General features: G+C 66.3%; 15 protein-coding genes and 3 rRNA genes. 11 read left to right on the forward strand and 7 right to left on the reverse strand.

Annotation, left to right across the window (positions count from 1 at the left end; genetic code table 11):
• The first annotated feature begins 170 nt into the window (after nt 1–170).
• The 4 genes from OG609_RS34200 to OG609_RS34215 are packed head-to-tail and all read left to right on the forward strand — an operon-like array spanning nt 171 to nt 4529.
• A complete protein-coding gene (locus tag OG609_RS34200; protein WP_327276366.1) occupies nt 171–3071 on the forward strand; it encodes a sensor histidine kinase in 2901 nt (966 codons plus the stop codon).
• Nucleotides 3068–3511, forward strand: coding sequence for a roadblock/LC7 domain-containing protein (locus OG609_RS34205; RefSeq protein WP_327276367.1), 444 nt, complete (start codon nt 3068–3070; stop codon nt 3509–3511). The genes OG609_RS34200 and OG609_RS34205 overlap by 4 nt, the downstream gene beginning before the upstream one ends.
• A gap of 9 nt (nt 3512–3520) precedes the next feature.
• Nucleotides 3521–3943 carry a DUF742 domain-containing protein gene (locus OG609_RS34210; RefSeq protein WP_327276368.1) on the forward strand — a complete coding sequence of 141 codons (423 nt, stop codon included), beginning with the start codon at nt 3521–3523 and terminating at the stop codon, nt 3941–3943.
• Nucleotides 3924–4529, forward strand: coding sequence for a GTP-binding protein (locus tag OG609_RS34215; protein WP_327276369.1), 606 nt, complete (start codon nt 3924–3926; stop codon nt 4527–4529). The genes OG609_RS34210 and OG609_RS34215 overlap by 20 nt, the downstream gene beginning before the upstream one ends.
• Nucleotides 4530–4722: 193 nt before the next feature.
• Here the strand turns inward: OG609_RS34215 and OG609_RS34220 are convergent, their stop codons facing one another.
• The 4 genes from OG609_RS34220 to OG609_RS34235 form a co-directional block, all read right to left on the reverse strand.
• On the reverse strand, nt 4723–5385 hold the full coding sequence (locus OG609_RS34220) for a thiolase C-terminal domain-containing protein (protein ID WP_327276370.1): 663 nt from the start codon (nt 5383–5385) through the stop codon (nt 4723–4725).
• Nucleotides 5382–5879 (reverse strand): Zn-ribbon domain-containing OB-fold protein, encoded by a 498-nt coding sequence (locus OG609_RS34225; RefSeq protein WP_327276371.1) that lies wholly within the window; start codon nt 5877–5879, stop codon nt 5382–5384. Before OG609_RS34225 ends, OG609_RS34220 begins: the two co-directional genes overlap by 4 nt.
• 50 nt (nt 5880–5929) lie before the next feature.
• Nucleotides 5930–6277 carry a DUF962 domain-containing protein gene (locus OG609_RS34230; RefSeq protein ID WP_327276372.1) on the reverse strand — a complete coding sequence of 116 codons (348 nt, stop codon included), beginning with the start codon at nt 6275–6277 and terminating at the stop codon, nt 5930–5932.
• A gap of 116 nt (nt 6278–6393) precedes the next feature.
• Nucleotides 6394–7200, reverse strand: coding sequence for a M15 family metallopeptidase (locus OG609_RS34235; RefSeq protein ID WP_327276373.1), 807 nt, complete (start codon nt 7198–7200; stop codon nt 6394–6396).
• A gap of 69 nt (nt 7201–7269) precedes the next feature.
• Here OG609_RS34235 and OG609_RS34240 point away from each other — a divergent pair, with 69 nt between their 5' ends.
• Entirely contained in the window at nt 7270–7800 is a 531-nt protein-coding gene (locus tag OG609_RS34240; RefSeq protein WP_327278284.1) for an NUDIX domain-containing protein, read from the forward strand.
• Between the two features lie 36 nt (nt 7801–7836).
• Here the strand turns inward: OG609_RS34240 and OG609_RS34245 are convergent, their stop codons facing one another.
• Nucleotides 7837–10188 (reverse strand): glycoside hydrolase family 31 protein, encoded by a 2352-nt coding sequence (locus OG609_RS34245; RefSeq protein ID WP_327276374.1) that lies wholly within the window; start codon nt 10186–10188, stop codon nt 7837–7839.
• Between the two features lie 223 nt (nt 10189–10411).
• Between OG609_RS34245 and OG609_RS34250 the strand changes: the two genes are divergently transcribed.
• The gene (locus tag OG609_RS34250; protein ID WP_327276375.1) at nt 10412–12388 is read left to right on the forward strand and encodes an acetoacetate--CoA ligase; all 1977 of its coding nucleotides are present in this window, start codon (nt 10412–10414) and stop codon (nt 12386–12388) included.
• Nucleotides 12389–12455: 67 nt separating this feature from the next.
• Nucleotides 12456–13391 (forward strand): hypothetical protein, encoded by a 936-nt coding sequence (locus tag OG609_RS34255; RefSeq protein WP_327276376.1) that lies wholly within the window; start codon nt 12456–12458, stop codon nt 13389–13391.
• Nucleotides 13392–13453: 62 nt separating this feature from the next.
• Here OG609_RS34255 and ptsP read toward each other — a convergent pair whose 3' ends face one another.
• Nucleotides 13454–15124, reverse strand: a complete 1671-nt coding sequence (gene ptsP, locus OG609_RS34260; protein ID WP_327276377.1) for a phosphoenolpyruvate--protein phosphotransferase — start codon at nt 15122–15124, stop codon at nt 13454–13456.
• A 76-nt stretch (nt 15125–15200) separates the two neighbouring features.
• Entirely contained in the window at nt 15201–15650 is a 450-nt protein-coding gene (locus tag OG609_RS34265) for a PTS sugar transporter subunit IIA (RefSeq protein WP_189281020.1), read from the reverse strand.
• Between the two features lie 675 nt (nt 15651–16325).
• On the opposite strand from OG609_RS34265, the gene OG609_RS34270 reads away from it, so the two are divergent.
• The 4 genes from OG609_RS34270 to OG609_RS34285 all read left to right on the forward strand — a co-directional run bounded on the left by OG609_RS34270 (nt 16326) and on the right by OG609_RS34285 (nt 22225).
• Nucleotides 16326–17851 (forward strand): 16S ribosomal RNA (locus tag OG609_RS34270).
• 298 nt (nt 17852–18149) lie between these two features.
• Nucleotides 18150–21274 (forward strand): 23S ribosomal RNA (locus OG609_RS34275).
• A 79-nt stretch (nt 21275–21353) separates the two neighbouring features.
• Nucleotides 21354–21470: ribosomal RNA gene (gene rrf, locus OG609_RS34280) — 5S ribosomal RNA — on the forward strand.
• Together the 16S, 23S and 5S rRNA genes form the textbook arrangement of a ribosomal RNA operon.
• A 146-nt stretch (nt 21471–21616) precedes the next feature.
• A complete protein-coding gene (locus OG609_RS34285) occupies nt 21617–22225 on the forward strand; it encodes a CDP-alcohol phosphatidyltransferase family protein (protein WP_189280773.1) in 609 nt (202 codons plus the stop codon).
• The last annotated feature ends 17 nt before the right edge of the window (nt 22226–22242 follow it).

The following is a 22242-nucleotide window of genomic DNA, read 5'->3' on the forward strand; positions in this document are numbered from 1 at the left end:
TTCGCGAATTTCATTGCCCGGAATACCGGGACAACCCATGATCAACGCCGGGGAGTGCGGCTGAAAATCGTCCGGACATCCCTTCGAGTTGTCTCTCTGTCGGTAGTAGGCTCGCGCCGTTTATTGACGGAACACGACCACCGCCCCGTGGGGCCGGGCTGGAGGAGGCCATGCGCTTTCGCGGGAAGTCCATCCGCAGGAAGATCGTGGCGTTGCTGCTGGTGCCGCTCGTCTCCCTCACGGGACTCTGGGGTTTCGCCACTTTCCTGACGGGGCGCGAGGCCGGCCACCTGATGAGTGCGAGCACCATCGTGGAGAAGGTCGGTCATCCTCTGGAGGGCACAGTCCGTGCCATTCAGGACGAGCGTCGTCAGACCCTTGTCTTCCTTGCCGACCCCAGGGCCTCCGATGCTCTGCCCCTGCTGGAGCGCCAACGAGCAGCCACCGACCGTGTCGTGGCGGATGTCAGGGACAGCGCACGGCAGAAGGACATCCGCGATGCATTGCGGCCCGAGGACGAATCCCAGCTGAACGCGGTCCTCGGCACGGTCGAGGGCTTGGGCGCACTCCGCGATTCGGTCGAGAAACGCACCATCGACCGCCTCAAGGCGATGGAGTTCTACGACCGTCTCATAGACCCCTGCTACCGCTTTCTGACCGGCCTCCGCACGATGGAGAACGTGTCGATGGACAAGCAGGTCCGCGCACTCGTGGGCATCTCGCGAGCCCGCGAAATGCTCTCCCGCGAAGACGCTCTGGTCGCCTCGTCACTCATCGCCGGACGGCTGACCGCTTCCGAACTGCGCCAGGTCTCCGACCTCGTCGCCAATCGCAAGCTGCTCTACGAGATAAATGGCGAGATGCTGCCCTCGTCGGAGCGCCAACGCGTGGAGCAGTACTGGTCGAGCCCGGACAGCGAAGCGCTGAGGACCGCGGAGAACACCCTCATCAGCGGCGGTCCCACCCAGGACCCGCGAGCGGTCGACGCCGAGCGCTGGCAGGAGGTGGCCCCGCCGGTCCTGGACCGGCTGGCCAACGACTCCACCGAGATGAACAACCGTTTCCAGGACCGCGGCAAGCCCGCCGGCTACAGCGTCCTGATCAAGGCCGGGGTCGCGGGCGTCCTCGGATTCATCGCCCTGCTCGCCTCGGTGTTCGTCTCCGTACGCATCGGCCGCGAGCTGATCCGTGACCTCTCCCGGCTCCGCAAGGACGCCCATGAGGTCTCCGGCGTACGGCTGCCGAGCGTGATGCGCCGGCTCGCCGCGGGTGAACAGGTCGATGTCGAGACCGAGGCACCGCACCTCCAGTACGAACGGGACGAGATCGGCCAGGTCGGCCAGGCCCTCAACACCCTGCAACGGGCCGCCGTCGAAGCCGCGGTCAAGCAGGCGGACATGCGCCGCGGGGTCTCCGAGGTCTTCGTCAATCTCGCCCGCCGCAACCAGGTCCTGTTGCACCGGCAGTTGACGCTCCTTGACACCATGGAGCGCCGCACCGAGAACACCGATGAACTCGCGGACCTCTTCCGCCTCGACCACCTGACCACCCGCATGCGGCGCCATGCCGAGGGCCTGGTGATCCTCTCCGGTGCCGCACCGTCCCGTCAGTGGCGCAAGCCGATCCAGCTGATGGACGTGGTACGGGCAGCGGTCGCCGAGGTCGAGGATTACGAGCGGATCGAGGTCCGCCGACTGCCCCGCATCGGTGTCGGCGGGCCCGCCGTCGCCGACCTCACCCATCTGATCGCCGAACTCCTGGAGAACGCCACCGTGTTCTCGCCGCCGCACACCGGGGTCCAGGTGCACGGCGAACGCGTCTCCAACGGCTTCACGCTCGAAATCCACGACCGCGGTCTCGGCATGGCTCCCGACGTCCTCCTCGACGCCAACCTGAGACTCGCCGAGACCCCTGAGTTCGAACTCTCCGACACCGACCGGCTCGGTCTCTTCGTGGTCAGCCGCCTCGCGCAGCGGCAGAACGTCCGTGTCTCACTGCAGACCTCTCCGTACGGTGGCACGACCGCCGTCGTCTTCATCCCGGGGGCGCTGCTCACCGACGCCCCGGAGACGCACGGCACCGGCTTCCGCCTCGACCGCCGGTCCGAGAAGGCGATCGGCAGCGGCGGAAGGGCAGCCGGCCAAAGGCCGGGCAGCGACAAGGGTCGTAGGGACGGCGTGCCGGACCGCCGCGCCGCCGGGAGGCCCTCCGGCCTCGCCCCCGTCCCCACCGGTCTCGTGGACCCGGCCCTCCTGGACGGGCCCGTCGAGCTGGAGGGACCCGTCGGAGCGCTGGGCTTCGAGAACGACCCCGTACTCGATCCCCTGATCGACCCTCTGCTGGGCGACGCTTCCGACATCGACGACACCGAGAGTGAACGCGGCGGCATCTTCCGTGCACGCGACCCCCGGCGCGACGGCGACCGCGAACAGCACGAGCAGGCGTCCGACCAGGCAGGGGAGTCCGCGGCCGTTGTACGGGCGATGCGCCCCGGCGGCCCGGTTCCGCTGCCCCGCCGCAAACCGCCGACCCTGGTCGCCGACAACGGACGCCGGGTCGACGAGGCGGGCCGCACCCACCCCGCAACCGCCGAGCACGGCTCCTCACCCGGTCCGGCCGAAACCGGCAGTGCCTCCAGCGACGCCGGGATCAGGCCGCCGGGCGTCGTCCCGTGGCCCTCCGCCGTCGACACCGGCAGACCCACCGAGCCGCGGCACCCCACCGAACCCCGGCAGCCCACCGGCTTCCGGAAACCCGCCGAGCCGGCCACACCTCCTGAGCCCGCGCCTCCGACAGCGCCGAGCGCGGCCCGGGAGACCGTGGGTGGTCTGCCCCGACGCATCCGGCAGGCCAGCCTCGCCCCGCAGCTTCGCGAAGTCTCCGGCGGCCGCGATGCGGAGCCGGCAGCAGCGGAACCGTCTCAGGACTTCGAGCGCGATGCGGACGAGGTACGCAGCCGCATGGCTTCGCTCCAACGCGGCTGGCAGCGCGGCCGTCGGCAGAACGCCGAGGACGTGACCGGTCCCGGTGAAACAGCACAAGGAACCACTCCGGGAGGGGACGGTCGATGACCGCACCGAACGCCGCAGCACCCAATGCCGCACGCCAGGGCTCAGGCCAGCTCAACTGGCTGCTCGACGAACTCGTCGACCGCGTCGCCAGCATCCACAAGGCGCTGGTGCTCTCCAGCGACGGCCTCGCCACCGGCACGTCCAAGGACCTGACCCGCGAGGACAGCGAACATCTGGCGGCCGTCGCCTCCGGATTCCACAGCCTCGCCAAGGGCGTGGGACGCCACTTCGACGCGGGCCGGGTCCGCCAGACCGTCGTCGAACTCGACGAGGCGTTCCTCTTCGTCACCGCGGCCGGTGACGGCAGCTGTCTCGCCGTGCTGGCCGACGCCGACTCCGACGTCGGCCAGGTGGCGTACGAGATGACGCTGATGGTCAAGCGCGTCGGCGCCCACCTGGCCAACGCACCCCGGACGACCGGTCTGACCGCCGGGGGGTGAGTGGACGGCATGAGTGCTGACTCCTCCAGATCTCCGGCAACGCCCACGGACCCGCAGGCATCGCGCTGGTACGACGCCGAAGCGGGCCCTGTGGTCCGTCCGTACGCGATGACCCGGGGCCGTACCAGCAGCGCCTCCCGTCATCGGCTCGACCTGATCGCGATCGTCGTCCCGGAACCCGCGGCCGACGATCCCGGCCGGGACCAGACGCTCTCCCCGGAACATGTGGAGATCGTCGAACTCTGCAGTGGCATGCCCCAGTCGATCGCCGAACTCGCGGCCGGCCTCGATCTCCCCGTCGGGGTGGTCCGGGTGCTGGTCGGTGATCTCGTCGAGGACGAGCTGGTGCACGTAACCCGTCCCGTTCCGCCGGCCGAGCTGCCGGACGTGAACATTCTTCGCGAGGTGATCAATGGCCTTCGGGCGCTCTAGCCGCAACAGGCGGCCCGTTGAGCCCGTTACCCTGAAAATCCTGGTGGCGGGCGGCTTCGGAGTGGGCAAGACGACTCTGGTCGGCGCGGTCAGCGAGATCAGGCCGCTGCGTACGGAGGAGAGACTCAGCGAGGCGGGCCGCCCGGTCGACGACCTGGCGGGCGTGGAGGCGAAGACCACCACGACCGTGGCCATGGACTTCGGCCGGATCACACTCCGCGAGGACCTGGTGCTGTACCTCTTCGGCACCCCGGGGCAGGACCGTTTCTGGTTCCTGTGGGACGAACTCGCCCAGGGCGCGCTGGGAGCGGTCGTGCTCGCGGACACCCGGCGGCTGGAGGGCTGCTTCGCGGCGGTCGACTACTTCGAGCGCCGCGCGATTCCGTTCGCTGTCGCCGTCAACTGCTTCGAGGGAGCCGACAAGTTCCCCACCGAGACGGTGCAGGCGGCGCTGGACCTCGACCCGGAGGTGCCGGTGCTCATCTGCGACGCACGCGACCGCTCCTCCGCACGGGACGTACTGGTGGCGGTCGTCGAGCACGCAGTGGCCCGTGCGGAGCGTCCCCGCGAGCGCGCAACGACGTAGGCCCATCGGCCGACACAGCGCCGGGAACGCGGCCCGCACCCCCGCCGACCGGGGTACGGGCCGCGCGTTGTTGTCTGACTGGGCAAGGATTTTTCACCCTGTGTGATGGGTCGTCAAGGCTGTCGACAGCAAGCGCTGTTCACGACAGGTGTGGTACGGACCGTCACGCACTGCAAAACGGCCGGGAAAGCGCTCAGCGGACCGCGACGACTGCGGAACCATGGCCGAACAGCCCTTGATTCGCCGTGATCCCGACCCGCGCGCCCGGAACCTGCCGTCGGTCCGCAGTGCCGGGCAGCTGCCAGGTCAGCTCGCAGACCTGGGCGATGGCCTGCGCGGGCACGGCCTCCCCGAAGGAGGCGAGTCCGCCGCTCGGATTGACCGGGATAACGGCCATGCGTCGGCGGGCGTACAACGCGAAGTACGCGGGGTTCGTCGCGCCGAGCACCCGGAAGCGCAGCCAGTCGGGGTCGTCCGGCCGGTCGCCGCCCGCCGGGGCGAAGAACCCCTTGGGCGCGGCGTCCGCGCCCACCACGAGCACCACCTCCGCCAGACCGGCGAGGATCTGCGCCCTGGCGGTGTTGATCGCCTGGGCACCCGACGCACATGCCGCGTACACGCTGGCGACCCTAGCCCCCTGCCAGCCGAGTGCCTGCGCGAATGTCGCACCGGCCACATAGCCCGGGTAGCCGCCGCGCACGGTGTCCGCGCCGACCACCGACTGCACGTCCTGCCAGCCGATCCCCGCGTCACCGAGTGCCGTCCGGGCCGCCACCGTGCCGTACTCCACGAAGCTGCGCCCCCACTTGCCCCACGGATGCATCCCGGCGCCGAGGACGGCCACCTCTCCGGTCATGCCGCACCGCCCAGGGCCCCGCCGGGGCCCTGGGACGGCACCGGTCGCCAGTGCCAGGTCGTCCACACCGGGGCCGAATCGGTTCCGGCGGCGGCGCCCCCGCTCAGCACGCCCGGCGCCACCTCGACGGTCATGCCGACCGCCAGATCCGCGACGCCCACCCCCGGTGCGGTCTGGCCAAGGATCACCATGCGCTCGGCCGCCAGCTCGACGGCCACCAGCGTGTACGGCTTCCAGGGCACGTCGGGGTCGGAGAGGTAGGGGGCAGGTGGCCGGTAGCGGCCGTCCGTGTACGACCAGACCGTGCCGCGCCGGGAGGGCGGCACTTCGGCCAGCTCACCGCCCGCGCACCGCGGATTGCGGCAGAAGACGTCCTGACGCGGGAAGAAGACCGACGAGCAGGCAGAACAGCGGGTGCCCAGCAGCCGGAATTCGTGGTCGGTGCCGTCCCCGGTGAACCATCCGGCCACCATTGGTGTGCGCGTCTGTGGCAAAACCCCTCCCCGGCAACAAAATCTGACGGAGCGTCAGAAGTGTGCCACGGTCAGCGGTTGTCGGCGAGCCACTTGGCGGCGGTCTCTGCCAGCTCCCGATCGCGGCCCGCCAGCATCATCCGGATCATCTGTACATCGCCACGCAGTGACCAGGCGGGATGCCCAAAGGTGGCCGGATTGTTCTTCTCGATCAGGAAGTGCGCGGGCCAGGCGGTCCCGTACCCGATCAGCGGCAGTGCGGCCGCGTACCTCTTGCGCCCCCGTGCCAGGCCGTACGCGGTGACCGCGAGACCGGTGAGGGTGCCCGTCAGATGGACCCAGCGGGTGGCGGCCCTGGAGTGCATCGCGACGTAGTACGGCCAGAACTCTTCGTATGAATCGAACGTCTGTTGTGACATACGGGCACCGTAATGGCTTGAGCGGCAACCGGAAACGGCCGATCCACGTCCGAGAAGAAGAACGGGCGGCCGGAACCCACGGGGGTGGTCCCGGCCGCCCGTTCTCCGCGCTCCCGTCAGTGCCCCGCGACGGACCTCCTGGCCACCGGGAAGTCGAAGTAGGTGTCCGGGAACAGCTCGGGCTTGAAGGTGTAGTGCCACCATTCCTCGGCCAGATTCACAAACCCGGCGTCGGTGAGTGTCTTCTTCAGGAACTGCCGATTGGCGCGCTGAGTTCCCTGGATGCGCGGGTCATCGGTGTGCGAGAGCGTGTCGAAGCAGTCGAATCCCGTGCCCATGTCCACGGAATTGTCCGGGAAGCGGTCGGCCTCGGGTGCATAACAGGGCACCGGCTTCTGGCCCGGCAGGTACGGTCCGGTCGGTGCGGCGGGCAGTTTCACCAGCGTCAGGTCCACTGTGCTGCCGCGGCTGTGCCCGGACTTCTCCGCGATGTAACCGTCGGCGAACAGCCGCGTCTTGTCGACCCGGGGGTAGAACTCGCCCTTCATGGTCTCGTCGTCGAGATCCTTCGCCCACCGTACGAAGTGGTCGACCGCCCGCTGTGGCCGGTAGCAGTCGTACACCTTCAGCGAATAGCCCTGCTTCAGCAGCCGGGTCTGTGCGTGGTGCAGGGCACGGGCCGCCGGCCGGGTCAGGATGCAGAGCGGCTGGCGGTAGCCGTCCACCGGAACGCCCATGAAGTTGTGTGCGGTGGGGTAGCGCATCTCCTGGATGATCGTCGGGTCCACCGAACGCAGGGCGACGAACTCCTCGGGGGCCTTCGGCTCGGGCTTCGCCTGCGCCACGGGGGCGGCGGCGGTGACGGCGAGCAGGGTGGCGGCAGCGGCTGCCAGGACACGGAGAGCGGAAGCGAGACTTGTCATGAGCACATAATTCAACAATGTGGGGGAGGCCGGCAGGCGATCGGATACAGTCCGCGCGTGTCTGCGCCCATGAGCAACCCCGACAAGCCGGTCAAGGACTCCCACTGCGGCACCTGCGGAGCGCCGTACGTCGCCTCGGTGTCCCCCACAGCCTGGCCCCGCACCTGCACCGTCTGCGGCGATACCACCTACCGCAACCCGCTGCCGGTCGCAGTGGCTCTGCTCCCCGTCACCGACCGGGACGGCGCCGGACTCGTCGTCATCACCCGCACCATCCCGCCCCACCGCGGTGGTCTCGCCCTCCCCGGCGGCTTCATCGACCACGACGAGGACTGGAAACACGCCGTCGTACGTGAACTCCACGAGGAGACCGGCATCGAGGCCGACGAACGGGACGTCCGCCTCGCCGATGCCCTCAGCGCCGCGGACGGCCACCTACTCCTCTTCGGCCTGCTTCCGGAACGCCCCGCGGCCGGCCTCCCGCTCTCCGGGCCGACCGACGAGACCTCCGGCTTCCAGCTGCTCCGCACACCCACCGAGCTCGCCTTCCCCCTGCATACCCGGGCCGCCCGCACGTGGTTCGAAGGCGGCTACCACTGACCGGCCCGACGGCCCCTCCGCACACCACGACCCGGCCTACAACCCCCGCACACGCACGGGGTGGTCCACCGGCCCCTCCCCGCCCTCCCGCGCCACCCGAACCTCCCCGTCCACCAGCCGCGACGTATACCGCTCGACCTCCGCCCGCTCCCAGCCGTCACCCACATCCCGGACCACCAGACCGCCCCCACTGCGCCCCGCGGCCGGAGCCCACACCTCCAGTTCCACACCGCCGTCCGCTCCCCGCACCGGCAGCACCGAACCCGCCCGCGCCAACACAGGCACCCGCGACAACGGCGCATCGAGCAACACCTGCCCCGGCCCCTCGTACACCTCACCCGTCGCCGTGTCGTACCAACGCCCCCGCGGCAACCGCACGGCCCGGCGATCGGCGCCACGTTCCAGCACCGGCGCCACCAGCAAGGCATCACCCAGCAAGAACGCGTCCTCGCACTCCCGCAATGCCCGCTCCCCGGGCGCACCCCACCAGACCGGTCGCACATACGGCGCACCGGTCAGCCGGGCCAGCTGCGCCAGCGTCACGAAGTACGGGTGAAGCCGCTCCCGCTCCTCCAGCGCGGCCCGCGCATGATCGAGCACCTGCGGTCCGAACTCCCACGGCTCCCGTCGTCCCGCGTCGATCGCCGCATGGGTACGGAACAACGGCAGATACGCACCCAGCTGGAACCACCGCAGATACAACTCCGGCGACGGTGAGCCGTCGAACCCGCCCACATCCGGCCCCGAATACGGAACCCCGCACAGCCCCAGCCCCAGCACCAGCGCCAGCGAGGCCCGCAGTCCCGGCCAGCCGGTCTCCACATCACCGGACCAGGTGCCCCCGTAACGCTGCATCCCCGCCCAACCGGAACGCGAGAACAGAAAAGGGCGCGTCTCCGGCCGCAGCCGGCGAAGCCCTTCGTACCCGGCACGCGCCATCGCGAGCCCGTACACATTGTGAGCCTCGCGGTGATCACCCCCGCGGCCCTCCAGAGAGTGCCGCGCCGACCGCGGCAGCGTCGGATCCCCGAACGCCGCGAACGACACCGGCTCGTTCATGTCGTGCCACACACCGGAGAACCCCTGCGCGAGCCGCTCCCCGTACAGGCCGCCCCACCACTCCCGCACCTGCGGATCGGTGAAGTCCGGATACACGCACTCACCCGGCCACACCTCCCCGCGCACCGCCCGCCCCCGCGCATCCCGGACGAACGCCCCTCCGCTCCCGACCGCCCTACCCGAGTCGAACACCGCATCCCCCGGCTCAGCCTTCACCGCGGGATCGACGATCGACACCAGCCGCACCCCGTCCTCCCGCAACTCCTCAGCCAGCCCCGGAAGATCGGGAAACCGCTCACGGTCGACGGTGAACACCCGATGCGCGTCGAGGTGGTCGATGTCCAGATGCAGTACCGACAAGGGCAGTCCCCGCTCCCGGTACCCGGCAACGATCCGCCGCACCTCCCGTTCGCTCCCGAACCCCCAACGGGCATGCTGCGGACCCAACGCCCAGGACGGCGGCAGCGCTGGCGCACCCGTGAGCGCCGTCCAGCCCTTCAGCACCCGGGCCGGCGTACCGGCCATCACCCAGCAGCGCAGCGGCCCCCCGTCCATCCGCACCTCACACATCCCCGGACGGTCATGGCCGGACCCCGCACCCTCCTCGCCCTCGCGCAACGTCACCCGCCCCGACCAGGTGTTGTCGTGGAACACCAGATGCGTCCCCGCATCGGAGACCACCATCTGCACCGGCATCGTCAGATACAGCGGATCGTCATCCGGCCCGAAGCGCCCACCCGGATCGGTGTTCCACAGCTCGTACACACCGTCCCGCAGCCGCGGCCCCGACGCCCGTCCGCCGAGCCCGAAGAACCGGGCGTCCGCCGGCACCTCGGAACGCTGCACCCACCGAGCCGCACCACCCGCCACCGGCTCCCACCAGCGCGGCGGCAACTCGCGCCGGAGCACCACCCCGCCAGGAGTACGCAGTTCCACGGCCCCGTGCCGCGACACCGCAACGGTCAGCCGCTCCGAGACCACCTGCCAGCCGCCGTCCTTGTCCGGTTCCAGCTCGGCCCGCGGATCCGCCTCGGGCGCCGCACCGGCCAATGCGTACGACGGCAACGGCTCCGCGCCGTCCCAGCCCCAGAACACCGCACCGCCCACCGCCACCCGGACCCGCAGCTCCGAACGCGCGAACCGCACCACACCCCCGCCCGGTCCCGGATCCGCCCCGACCACAAGTCCCGGCACTCTCGCCCGCTCCGCACCGCGCCGCGGCAGCGCCCGCGCATCCGCATTGCGACGCCGCAAGGAGGAGCGCACCGCGCGCAGCCCCTGCGCCGAACCGACCATCTTCACCGAGCGCACCAGGTCACTACCGTTCATGCAGTTCACCCTGCCACCCGACAGGGCGGGAGCGGGCTCCGTTCAACTTCCGTTCACCCGTGGCCGGACCACATATCCGGACACGCGACCATGGGTGGCGAACCCTGGTGCGAAAGACGATCACATGGCATCGTCCGTAAAAGCCGCCTCACGCGCACACCCCAGCACGTGTGCGCGCGACCCACGCCCATCCCGCGTACCCGTACAGCCAGGGAGCCGCCCCATGACCGCAGCAGCCAACGAAGCCCCCCTCTGGCAGCCCGGCCCCGACCGCATCGCGGCCGCGGCCGTCACCCGCTTCCAGAACTGGGCGGCCGAGCGGTACGGAGCACCGGCCGACGGCGGCTATCCGGCCCTGCACCGCTGGTCGGTCGATGAACTCGACACGTTCTGGCAGGCCGTCGCCGACTGGTTCGACGTACGGTTCTCCACCCCGTACGAGTCCGTCATCGGCGACCGCACCATGCCCGGCGCCCAGTGGTTCCCCGGCGCCACCCTCAACTACGCCGAACACGCCCTGCGCACTGCGGAGGACCCCCTGCGCGCAGACGCCCCCGCCCTGCTCCACGTCGACGAGACCCATACCCAGGTCCCCATCTCGTGGTCCGAACTCCGCCGCCGGGTCGGATCGCTCGCCGCCGAGCTCCGTGCTCTCGGTGTCGAACCGGGCGATCGTGTCAGCGCCTACCTCCCCAACGTCCCCCAGGCCGTCGTCGCCTTCCTCGCCACCGCGGCCGTCGGTGGTGTCTGGACCTCCTGCGCCCCCGACTTCGGAGCCCGCAGCGTCCTCGACCGCTTCCAGCAGGTCGAACCCGTCGTCCTCTTCGCCGTCGACGGCTACCGCTACGGCGGGAAGGAACACGACCGCGCCGACACCGTCGCGGAGCTTCGCCGCGAACTCCCCACCCTGCGCGCCGTCGTCCACATCCCGCTGCTGGGCACCGAGGCCCCGGAAGGCGCTCTCGAATGGTCCGCCCTCACATCCGCGGACACCGAGCCCGTCTTCGAACAGGTCCCCTTCGACCATCCGCTGTGGGTGCTCTACTCCTCCGGCACGACCGGACTCCCCAAGGCGATCGTCCAGTCCCAGGGCGGGATCCTGCTGGAACACTTCAAGCAGATCGGCCTGCACTGCGACCTCGGCCCCGACGACCGGTTCTTCTGGTACACCTCCACCGGCTGGATGATGTGGAACTTCCTCGTCTCCGGCCTGCTCACCGGGACCACGCTCGTGCTGTACGACGGAAGCCCGGGCTATCCGGACGTCAGCGCCCAGTGGCGCGTCGCCGAACAGACCGGAGCGACCCTCTTCGGTACCTCCGCCGCCTATGTCATGGCCTGCCGCAAGGCCGGCATCCACCCGGGCCGCGACTTCGACCTCTCCCGTATTCAGTGCGTCGCCACCACCGGCTCCCCGCTCCCGCCCGACGGTTTCCGCTGGCTCCACGACGAAGTCGACGACAATCTCTGGATCGCCTCCGTCAGCGGCGGCACGGACGTCTGCAGCTGCTTCGCCGGCGCGGTCCCCACCCTCCCCGTGCACATCGGCGAACTCCAGGCCCCGTGCCTCGGCACGGACCTGCAGTCCTGGGATCCCGCAGGCAAGCCGCACATCGGCGAAGTCGGCGAACTCGTCGTCACCGCACCCCTGCCCTCCATGCCGATCCACTTCTGGAACGACCCCGACGGCAGCCGCTACCACGACAGCTACTTCGACATGTACCCCGGTGTGTGGCGTCACGGCGACTGGATCACGATCACCGAACGCGGCTCGGTCGTCATCCACGGCCGCTCCGACTCCACCCTCAACCGCCAGGGTGTGCGCATGGGATCCGCCGACATCTACGAAGCCGTCGAGCGGCTCCCCGAGATCCGCGAATCCCTCGTCATCGGCATCGAGGAGCCCGACGGCGGGTACTGGATGCCGCTCTTCGTCCACCTCGCCGACGGGGCCGCGCTCGACGACGACCTGCGCAACAGCATCAAGCAGACCATCCGCGAGAACCTGTCCCCGCGCCATGTCCCGGACGAGGTCATCGAGGTCCCAGGCATTCCGCACACTCTGACCGGCAAGCGCATCGAGGTTCCGGTCAAACGCCTCCTGCAAGGCACGGCCCTGGCCAAGGCGGTCAATCCCGGCTCGATCGACAACCTCGAACTCCTCCGCTTCTACGAGGAACTCGCCCGCAAACGTGCCTGACCGTCCGCACTGTCAGTGCCCCTGATTACTCTGAGTGAGCAATGATCGACAGCGCACTGGGGGAGTCATGGCGCACACCAGGAACACCAAGCACGCCAAGCACAGCGCGACCGCCGGGTACAGCCGCTCCGGCACATCCATGCGACGTACGCTGCGCCGCGAAGCACCCAGCACCATCGGCCTCCTGGCCGATGAGCAGGACTTCGCGGCGATGCAGCGCTACCGCACCTTCACGTTCGACGACCACACTGTCTATCTGCAGCAGGTCGAGGGCCTGCTCAAAGCCCTCGCCGCACAGGGCATGCACGCCACGGTCGCTCTCTTCGACCCGGAGGAGTACGCGGAGTTCTGCACCGAGTCGGGAATCGCCCCCGACGCTCCCGCCAGCCGCAGCCGCTTCACCGCCGAGATCGCCTCAGCCGGGGCCACTGTCGCGTACGCCGGGCAGCCCATCGACACCCTGATCCCGCTCCTGATCAGCCGAGCCGTCCGCCAGGCCACCTGGGAGTACGCCACGATGACCCTGGCCGGCCTCGGAGACTGCGCGGACTGCGGCCAGGACATCGGCCGCGCCGCCTTCGACCGGGCTTCCCACCTGCTGCTGCGCATGCTGGAGACGGCAGGCCCAGGCACCCACCACCTCGTGTGCAGCGCCCCCACCGAGAACGAGCATCTGCTCGCCGTCCTGCACACCGAGCGCGACACCGCGGGACCCGCCCGCCTCGAAACAGCGGAAGGAGCCGAGTTCGTCACGGTGCTCGCCGTCGGTATCGCCCTCGAAAAGCCCGGGGGAGTCGTACTCCGTACGAGCAGCCCCGGCACCCAGGACCGGGTCCACGGCTGGCGGCTGGCCCGCGGCAGCCTGGTCCCGCTCACCGCCGGTGAGGTCTTCAGCGCTTACTGCACCGACGCCGACACCGGCGAACCGGTCGCCCCGGAGTCACATGTGGAGTACTGCGCGGGCTTCGACCTGGGCGCGGATGAACCGGAATCACACCACTGACAAGCCGAAGGGGCTCCCCGCCACCATCAGCAGGGAGCCCCTTCACCACGGACACCGCAGGGCTACTCGCCCGACAGCACCGCCTGAGCCGCCACCCGTGCCTCTTCGGCGGAGTCCGCCGCACGCGCGGCGGAAGCGGCACGCTCGCACTGCGCAAGCGTGTACTTAGCCAGCGTGGCGCGGACATAAGGAATGGACGCGGCCCCCATCGACAACGACGTCACACCCAGCCCCGTCAGGACACAGGCGAGCAGTGGATCGGAGGCGGCTTCACCACAGACACCACAGCTCTTGCCCTCGGCCCTGGCCGCATCCGCCGACAGCGCCACGAGGTCGAGCAGCGCGGGCTGCCACGGATCCTGCAGCCGGGACACCGCACCCACCTGACGGTCGGCGGCAAAGGTGTACTGCGCGAGGTCATTGGTGCCCAGCGAGAGGAACTCCACCTCCTGCAGGATCGAGCGTGCCCGCAGCGCCGCGGACGGAATCTCCACCATCGCGCCGAACTTCGCCCGCAGCCCGGCCTCACGGCAGGCATCGGCAAAGGCCTTCGCATCCTTGCGGTCCGCCACCATCGGAGCCATGACCTCAAGGTGGACAGGCAGACCCTCGGCCGCCTTCGCCAGCGCGGTCAGCTGGGTCCGCAGTACCTCGGGGTGGTCCAGCAGGCTCCGCAGCCCGCGCACACCCAGTGCCGGGTTCGGCTCGTCCGCCGGCGTCAGGAAGTCCAGCGGCTTGTCGGCGCCGGCATCCAGCACCCGCACCACGACACGCCCCTCGGGGAATGCCTCAAGCACTGCCCGGTAGGCCGCAACCTGCTTCTCCTCGGACGGTGCCTGCTTGCTGTCGTCCAGGAACAGGAACTCGGTACGGAACAACCCCACGCCCTCGGCGCCGGCCTCGACCGCTGCCGGCACATCGCCCGGCCCACCGACATTGGCGAGCAGCGGGACCCTGTGGCCGTCGGAGGTAGCGCCGGGACCGGTCGAAGCGGACAGTGCGGCCTTGCGCGTCGCAGCGGCGCTCTCCATCTCCGCACGCTTCTCGGCGCTGGGCTCGACGAAGATCTCACCGGTGCTGCCGTCCACCGCGACGACCGTGCCCTCGGCCAGCTCGCCGGCACCGGGGAGCGCCACCACGGCAGGCACACCGAGCGCCCGCGCCAGAATCGCGCTGTGACTGGTCGGCCCGCCCTCCTCGGTCACAAAGCCGAGCACCAGAGCCGGGTCGAGCAGCGCCGTGTCGGCGGGCGCGAGATCCCGTGCGATCAGCACATAGGGCTCGTCGCTGTCCGGCACACCTGGCATCGGCACACCGAGCAGGCGAGCCACGATCCGGTTGCGCACGTCGTCGAGGTCGGCAACCCGACCCGCCAGGTACTCCCCGGCGTTCGCAAGCAGCGCCCGGTAGGCGGCGAACGCGTCGTAGACGGCGCGCTCGGCGGTGCTGCCGACGGCAATGCGCCGCTCCACATCAGCCATCAGCTCGGGGTCCTGCGCCATCATGGCCTGGGCTTCGAGCACATGCTGGGCCTCGCCACCGGCCAGATTGCCGCGCGCAATCAGGTCGGCCGCCACAGCCTCCACAGCCTGGCGAGCCCGCCCCTGTTCGCGCTCCGCCTCCTCGGCCGGAATCTGCTTGGCCGGCGGCTCGAGTACCGCCGTGCCCATATGACGCACCTCGCCGATCGCCACTCCATGGCTCACACCGACGCCTCGCAGCGTTGTCTCCATTTCACCCGTCCCCGGTTGTGCGGCGGCCCGTGCCTCCGCGGTGGATATCCAGTCGGCCTTCACTGCGCCGAGTCCGTCACTGCCAACCGAACAACGTGTCGCCGATCTTCACGTCCCCGTCCTCGCGGACGTCGGAGAGGGAATCAGCGGTGGCCTCCAGCGCGACGATCGGGCACACAGGGGACTTGCCCGCCGCCTCGACGCCCGCAGGATCCCAACGCACGATGCCCTGACCCCGCGTGACTGTGTCCCCCTTGTTCACGAGCAGCTCGAAGCCTTCACCATTGAGCTGAACGGTGTCGATGCCGAGGTGCACGAGAACGCCGCGCCCGTGCTCATCCACGACGACGAACGCGTGCGGGTGCAGGGAGACAACGATGCCGTCGACCGGCGATACGGCCTCGGACGGCTCGCGCACGGGATCAATGGCGGTTCCAGGACCCACCATCGCACCGGAGAAGACCGGGTCCGGTACCGCAGCGAGCCCGATGGCACGTCCGGCAAGAGGGGACGTCACAGTGGTCATGGGGAACCTCCCAGGGGTGGAGCTTGAATGGCGCCGTCACAGCTTGTGGGCGTCGGCGTACTGTTCAGCAGGGTAAGTCATAAGAAGTTCCGGTTCCGTCTGAGTCCTGATGGTTCGCGGCCTTAGAGGGGCACCGGAAACGATTTGCCTCAACTCCCGGCGCCCTGTACTGTCGTACTCCTGCCTGGCCCCAGCGCGACTTTAAGTCGGGGGTCGGCGGCGACTTTTAAGCCCTGACTCTAACCCGGATCGGCACCTGCATGCCTGCAGGAGGTTGGTCAAGGGAAATGAAAAGGCCTGATAGAGTCGGACTCGCCGGAAAGGGAAACGCGAAAGCGAAGAACTGGAAAGCGGCCCCGTTTCGACCGGGAATCGGACACGAAAGAGTCTGATAGAGTCGGAGACGCAAGACCGAAGGGAAAGCCCGGAGGAAAGCCCGAGAGGGTGAGTACAAAGGAAGCGTCCGTTCCTTGAGAACTCAACAGCGTGCCAAAAGTCAACGCCAGATATGTTGATACCCCGGCCTGTTTCGGCAGGTTGGTGGTTCCTTTGAAAGTCCTGCCGGGCCTCACGGTTCCGGTAGGCAATTTACACAGCGAGGACGCTGTGAACGATCGGTCTTATTCCGGCTGATCGTTCCGCTCTCGTGATGTGTGTCCCGATTACGGGAAAACATTCACGGAGAGTTTGATCCTGGCTCAGGACGAACGCTGGCGGCGTGCTTAACACATGCAAGTCGAACGATGAAGCCCTTCGGGGTGGATTAGTGGCGAACGGGTGAGTAACACGTGGGCAATCTGCCCTTCACTCTGGGACAAGCCCTGGAAACGGGGTCTAATACCGGATAACACTCTGTCCCGCATGGGACGGGGTTGAAAGCTCCGGCGGTGAAGGATGAGCCCGCGGCCTATCAGCTTGTTGGTGGGGTGATGGCCTACCAAGGCGACGACGGGTAGCCGGCCTGAGAGGGCGACCGGCCACACTGGGACTGAGACACGGCCCAGACTCCTACGGGAGGCAGCAGTGGGGAATATTGCACAATGGGCGAAAGCCTGATGCAGCGACGCCGCGTGAGGGATGACGGCCTTCGGGTTGTAAACCTCTTTCAGCAGGGAAGAAGCGAAAGTGACGGTACCTGCAGAAGAAGCGCCGGCTAACTACGTGCCAGCAGCCGCGGTAATACGTAGGGCGCAAGCGTTGTCCGGAATTATTGGGCGTAAAGAGCTCGTAGGCGGCTTGTTGCGTCGGTTGTGAAAGCCCGGGGCTTAACCCCGGGTCTGCAGTCGATACGGGCAGGCTAGAGTGTGGTAGGGGAGATCGGAATTCCTGGTGTAGCGGTGAAATGCGCAGATATCAGGAGGAACACCGGTGGCGAAGGCGGATCTCTGGGCCATTACTGACGCTGAGGAGCGAAAGCGTGGGGAGCGAACAGGATTAGATACCCTGGTAGTCCACGCCGTAAACGTTGGGAACTAGGTGTTGGCGACATTCCACGTCGTCGGTGCCGCAGCTAACGCATTAAGTTCCCCGCCTGGGGAGTACGGCCGCAAGGCTAAAACTCAAAGGAATTGACGGGGGCCCGCACAAGCAGCGGAGCATGTGGCTTAATTCGACGCAACGCGAAGAACCTTACCAAGGCTTGACATACACCGGAAAGCATCAGAGATGGTGCCCCCCTTGTGGTCGGTGTACAGGTGGTGCATGGCTGTCGTCAGCTCGTGTCGTGAGATGTTGGGTTAAGTCCCGCAACGAGCGCAACCCTTGTTCTGTGTTGCCAGCATGCCCTTCGGGGTGATGGGGACTCACAGGAGACTGCCGGGGTCAACTCGGAGGAAGGTGGGGACGACGTCAAGTCATCATGCCCCTTATGTCTTGGGCTGCACACGTGCTACAATGGCCGGTACAATGAGCTGCGATGCCGCGAGGCGGAGCGAATCTCAAAAAGCCGGTCTCAGTTCGGATTGGGGTCTGCAACTCGACCCCATGAAGTCGGAGTTGCTAGTAATCGCAGATCAGCATTGCTGCGGTGAATACGTTCCCGGGCCTTGTACACACCGCCCGTCACGTCACGAAAGTCGGTAACACCCGAAGCCGGTGGCCCAACCCCTTGTGGGAGGGAGCTGTCGAAGGTGGGACTGGCGATTGGGACGAAGTCGTAACAAGGTAGCCGTACCGGAAGGTGCGGCTGGATCACCTCCTTTCTAAGGAGCACTTCTTACCGGGCTTGCTCGGTCAGAGGCCACTACGTCGGCAAATGTTCGGCGGTGGTTGCTCATGGGTGGAACGTTGACTATTCGGCACGACAGGTTGTTTTTCACTAGTACTGCTTCGGCGTGGAACGTGGGAAGGGATCGGTTGTGTCGGGCACGTTGTTGGGTATCTGAGGGTACGGCCGCAAGGTTGCCTTCAGTTGCCGGTCCCAGTGAACTCGCCTTTCGGGGTGGGGTGATGGGTGGCTGGTCGTTGTTTGAGAACTGCACAGTGGACGCGAGCATCTGTGGCCAAGTTTTTAAGGGCGCACGGTGGATGCCTTGGCACCAGGAACCGATGAAGGACGTGGGAGGCCACGATAGGCCCCGGGGAGCTGTCAACCGAGCTTTGATCCGGGGGTGTCCGAATGGGGAAACCCGGCAGTCGTCATGGGCTGTCACCCGCTGCTGAACACATAGGCAGTGTGGAGGGAACGAGGGGAAGTGAAACATCTCAGTACCCTCAGGAAGAGAAAACAACCGTGATTCCGGGAGTAGTGGCGAGCGAAACTGGATGAGGCCAAACCGTATGCGTGTGATACCCGGCAGGGGTTGCGCATGCGGGGTTGTGGGATCTCTCTTTCACGGTCTGCCGGCTGTGAGACGAGTCAGAAACCGTTGATGTAGGCGAAGGACATGCGAAAGGTCCGGCGTAGAGGGTAAGACCCCCGTAGCTGAAACATTAACGGCTCGTTTGAGAGACACCCAAGTAGCACGGGGCCCGAGAAATCCCGTGTGAATCTGGCGGGACCACCCGCTAAGCCTAAATATTCCCTGGTGACCGATAGCGGATAGTACCGTGAGGGAATGGTGAAAAGTACCGCGGGAGCGGAGTGAAATAGTACCTGAAACCGTGTGCCTACAAGCCGTGGGAGCGTCGCTGTATGTGCTTGCACATGCAGTCGTGACTGCGTGCCTTTTGAAGAATGAGCCTGCGAGTTTGCGGTGTGTTGCGAGGTTAACCCGTGTGGGGAAGCCGTAGCGAAAGCGAGTCCGAATAGGGCGTTTCAGTAGCACGCTCAAGACCCGAAGCGGAGTGATCTAGCCATGGGCAGGTTGAAGCGGAGGTAAGACTTCGTGGAGGACCGAACCCACCAGGGTTGAAAACCTGGGGGATGACCTGTGGTTAGGGGTGAAAGGCCAATCAAACTCCGTGATAGCTGGTTCTCCCCGAAATGCATTTAGGTGCAGCGTCGTGTGTTTCTTGCCGGAGGTAGAGCACTGGATAGGCGATGGGCCCTACCGGGTTACTGACCTTAGCCAAACTCCGAATGCCGGTAAGTGAGAGCACGGCAGTGAGACTGTGGGGGATAAGCTCCATGGTCGAGAGGGAAACAGCCCAGAGCATCGACTAAGGCCCCTAAGCGTACGCTAAGTGGGAAAGGATGTGGAGTCGCAGAGACAACCAGGAGGTTGGCTTAGAAGCAGCCACCCTTGAAAGAGTGCGTAATAGCTCACTGGTCAAGTGATTCCGCGCCGACAATGTAGCGGGGCTCAAGCGTACCGCCGAAGTCGTGTCATTCATACATTAAGGGCTAACGCCTGTGTGGATGGGTAGGGGAGCGTCGTGTGCCGGGTGAAGCAGCCGCGGAAGCGAGTTGTGGACGGTTCACGAGTGAGAATGCAGGCATGAGTAGCGATACACACGTGAGAAACGTGTGCGCCGATTGACTAAGGGTTCCTGGGTCAAGCTGATCTGCCCAGGGTAAGTCGGGACCTAAGGCGAGGCCGACAGGCGTAGTCGATGGACAACCGGTTGATATTCCGGTACCCGCTTTGAAACGCCCAATACTGAATCAGGCGATGCTAAGTCCGTGAAGCCGGCCCGATCTCTTCGGAGTTGAGGGTAGTGGTGGAGCCGACGAACCAGACTTGTACTAGGTAAGCGATGGGGTGACGCAGGAAGGTAGTCCAGCCCGGGCGGTGGTAGTCCCGGGGTAAGGGTGTAGGCCGTGTGGTAGGTAAATCCGTCACACGTTAAGGCTGAGACCTGATGCCGAGCCGATTGTGGTGAAGTGGATGATCCTATGCTGTCGAGAAAAGCCTCTAGCGAGTTTCATGGCGGCCCGTACCCTAAACCGACTCAGGTGGTCAGGTAGAGAATACCGAGGCGTTCGGGTGAACTATGGTTAAGGAACTCGGCAAAATGCCCCCGTAACTTCGGGAGAAGGGGGGCCATCACTGGTGATCCGATTTGCTCGGTGAGCTGGGGGTGGCCGCAGAGACCAGCGAGAAGCGACTGTTTACTAAAAACACAGGTCCGTGCGAAGCCGTAAGGCGATGTATACGGACTGACGCCTGCCCGGTGCTGGAACGTTAAGGGGACCGGTTAGCTGACTTTCGGGTCGGCGAAGCTGAGAACTTAAGCGCCAGTAAACGGCGGTGGTAACTATAACCATCCTAAGGTAGCGAAATTCCTTGTCGGGTAAGTTCCGACCTGCACGAATGGCGTAACGACTTCTCGACTGTCTCAACCATAGGCCCGGTGAAATTGCACTACGAGTAAAGATGCTCGTTTCGCGCAGCAGGACGGAAAGACCCCGGGACCTTTACTACAGTTTGATATTGGTGTTCGGTTCGGCTTGTGTAGGATAGGTGGGAGACTTTGAAGCAGCCACGCCAGTGGTTGTGGAGTCGCCGTTGAAATACCACTCTGGTCGTGCTGGATGTCTAACCTGGGTCCGTGATCCGGATCAGGGACAGTGTCTGATGGGTAGTTTAACTGGGGCGGTTGCCTCCTAAAGAGTAACGGAGGCGCCCAAAGGTTCCCTCAGCCTGGTTGGCAATCAGGTGTTGAGTGTAAGTGCACAAGGGAGCTTGACTGTGAGACCGACGGGTCGAGCAGGGACGAAAGTCGGGACTAGTGATCCGGCAGTGGCTTGTGGAAGCGCTGTCGCTCAACGGATAAAAGGTACCCCGGGGATAACAGGCTGATCTTCCCCAAGAGTCCATATCGACGGGATGGTTTGGCACCTCGATGTCGGCTCGTCGCATCCTGGGGCTGGAGTCGGTCCCAAGGGTTGGGCTGTTCGCCCATTAAAGCGGTACGCGAGCTGGGTTTAGAACGTCGTGAGACAGTTCGGTCCCTATCCGCTGTGCGCGTAGGAATATTGAGAAGGGCTGTCCCTAGTACGAGAGGACCGGGACGGACGAACCTCTGGTGTGCCAGTTGTCCTGCCAAGGGCATGGCTGGTTGGCTACGTTCGGAAAGGATAACCGCTGAAAGCATCTAAGCGGGAAGCCTGCTTCGAGATGAGTATTCCCACCAACTTGATTGGTTAAGGCTCCCAGTAGACGACTGGGTTGATAGGCCAGATGTGGAAGCCCGGTAACGGGTGGAGCTGACTGGTACTAATAGGCCGAGGGCTTGTCCTCAGTTGCTCGCGTCCACTGTGTTAGTTCTGAAATAACGAACGGCCGTGTTGTGTTCCGGTGTTGGTTAATTTCATAGTGTTTCGGTGGTCATTGCGTTAGGGAAACGCCCGGTTACATTCCGAACCCGGAAGCTAAGCCTTTCAGCGCCGATGGTACTGCAGGGGGGACCCTGTGGGAGAGTAGGACGCCGCCGAACTTCTTTTACGGGAAAGCCCCGCACCTCTGGTGCGGGGCTTTTCTGCGTTCACGAGGCCTTGCGATACCCCTGTGCACCTGCCAGCGGTGGCTGAGGGTAAGGTCAGGGGGCATCATTGGCACGTTCTTCGCACAGGAGGCCCCCGGGTGGAGGTCCAGGAGACTCGGGTTCAGACGGACCGGGTACTCACCATCCCCAACATCCTCAGCATGGCTCGCCTTGTCGGGGTTCCGCTCTTCCTGTGGCTGATTCTTCGCCCTGTGTTCGGCGGCCCCCAAAGCGATGGCTGGGCTTTGCTGGTGCTGATGTTCAGTGGCATCAGCGACTACCTCGACGGCAAGCTCGCCCGCCGGTGGAACCAGATCAGCAGCCTCGGTCGGCTCCTGGACCCTGCTGCAGACCGCCTCTACATCCTTTCGACCCTCGTCGGTCTGACCTGGCGGGAGATCCTGCCGCTCTGGCTCACCGCAGCACTTCTGGCCCGCGAGCTGATGCTTCTCGTGATGGTGGGAATCCTTCGCCGCCACGGCTATCCGCCGCCCCAGGTGAACTTTCTGGGGAAGGCTGCCACGTTCAACTTGATGTATGCGTTCCCCTTGTTGCTGCTCAGCGACGGAAGTGGTTGGCTTGCATCGCTGGCCGCCATTTTCGGATGGGCGTTCGCAGGTTGGGGTACAACGCTCTATTGGTGGGCAGGGATCCTCTACGTGGTTCAGGTCCGCCGGCTCGTCAAGGCGGATGTAGCAGCCGATTGAGCTCGTTGATGCGGGTG

The organism is Streptomyces sp. NBC_01224 (assembly GCF_036002945.1).
In the GTDB taxonomy this organism is placed as follows: Bacteria; Actinomycetota; Actinomycetes; order Streptomycetales; family Streptomycetaceae; genus Streptomyces.

Coding starts and splice junctions, on each gene's coding strand:
- OG609_RS34200 (WP_327276366.1), top strand. CDS start 171: ATGCGCTTTCGCGGGAAGTCCATCCGCAGGAAGATCGTGGCGTTGCTG.
- OG609_RS34205 (WP_327276367.1), top strand. CDS start 3,068: ATGACCGCACCGAACGCCGCAGCACCCAATGCCGCACGCCAGGGCTCA.
- OG609_RS34210 (WP_327276368.1), top strand. CDS start 3,521: ATGAGTGCTGACTCCTCCAGATCTCCGGCAACGCCCACGGACCCGCAG.
- OG609_RS34215 (WP_327276369.1), top strand. CDS start 3,924: ATGGCCTTCGGGCGCTCTAGCCGCAACAGGCGGCCCGTTGAGCCCGTT.
- OG609_RS34220 (WP_327276370.1), bottom strand. CDS start 5,385: ATGACCGGAGAGGTGGCCGTCCTCGGCGCCGGGATGCATCCGTGGGGC.
- OG609_RS34230 (WP_327276372.1), bottom strand. CDS start 6,277: ATGTCACAACAGACGTTCGATTCATACGAAGAGTTCTGGCCGTACTAC.
- OG609_RS34235 (WP_327276373.1), bottom strand. CDS start 7,200: ATGACAAGTCTCGCTTCCGCTCTCCGTGTCCTGGCAGCCGCTGCCGCC.
- OG609_RS34240 (WP_327278284.1), top strand. CDS start 7,270: ATGAGCAACCCCGACAAGCCGGTCAAGGACTCCCACTGCGGCACCTGC.
- OG609_RS34245 (WP_327276374.1), bottom strand. CDS start 10,188: ATGAACGGTAGTGACCTGGTGCGCTCGGTGAAGATGGTCGGTTCGGCG.
- OG609_RS34250 (WP_327276375.1), top strand. CDS start 10,412: ATGACCGCAGCAGCCAACGAAGCCCCCCTCTGGCAGCCCGGCCCCGAC.
- OG609_RS34255 (WP_327276376.1), top strand. CDS start 12,456: ATGGCGCACACCAGGAACACCAAGCACGCCAAGCACAGCGCGACCGCC.
- ptsP (WP_327276377.1), bottom strand. CDS start 15,124: ATGGAGACAACGCTGCGAGGCGTCGGTGTGAGCCATGGAGTGGCGATC.
- OG609_RS34265 (WP_189281020.1), bottom strand. CDS start 15,650: ATGACCACTGTGACGTCCCCTCTTGCCGGACGTGCCATCGGGCTCGCT.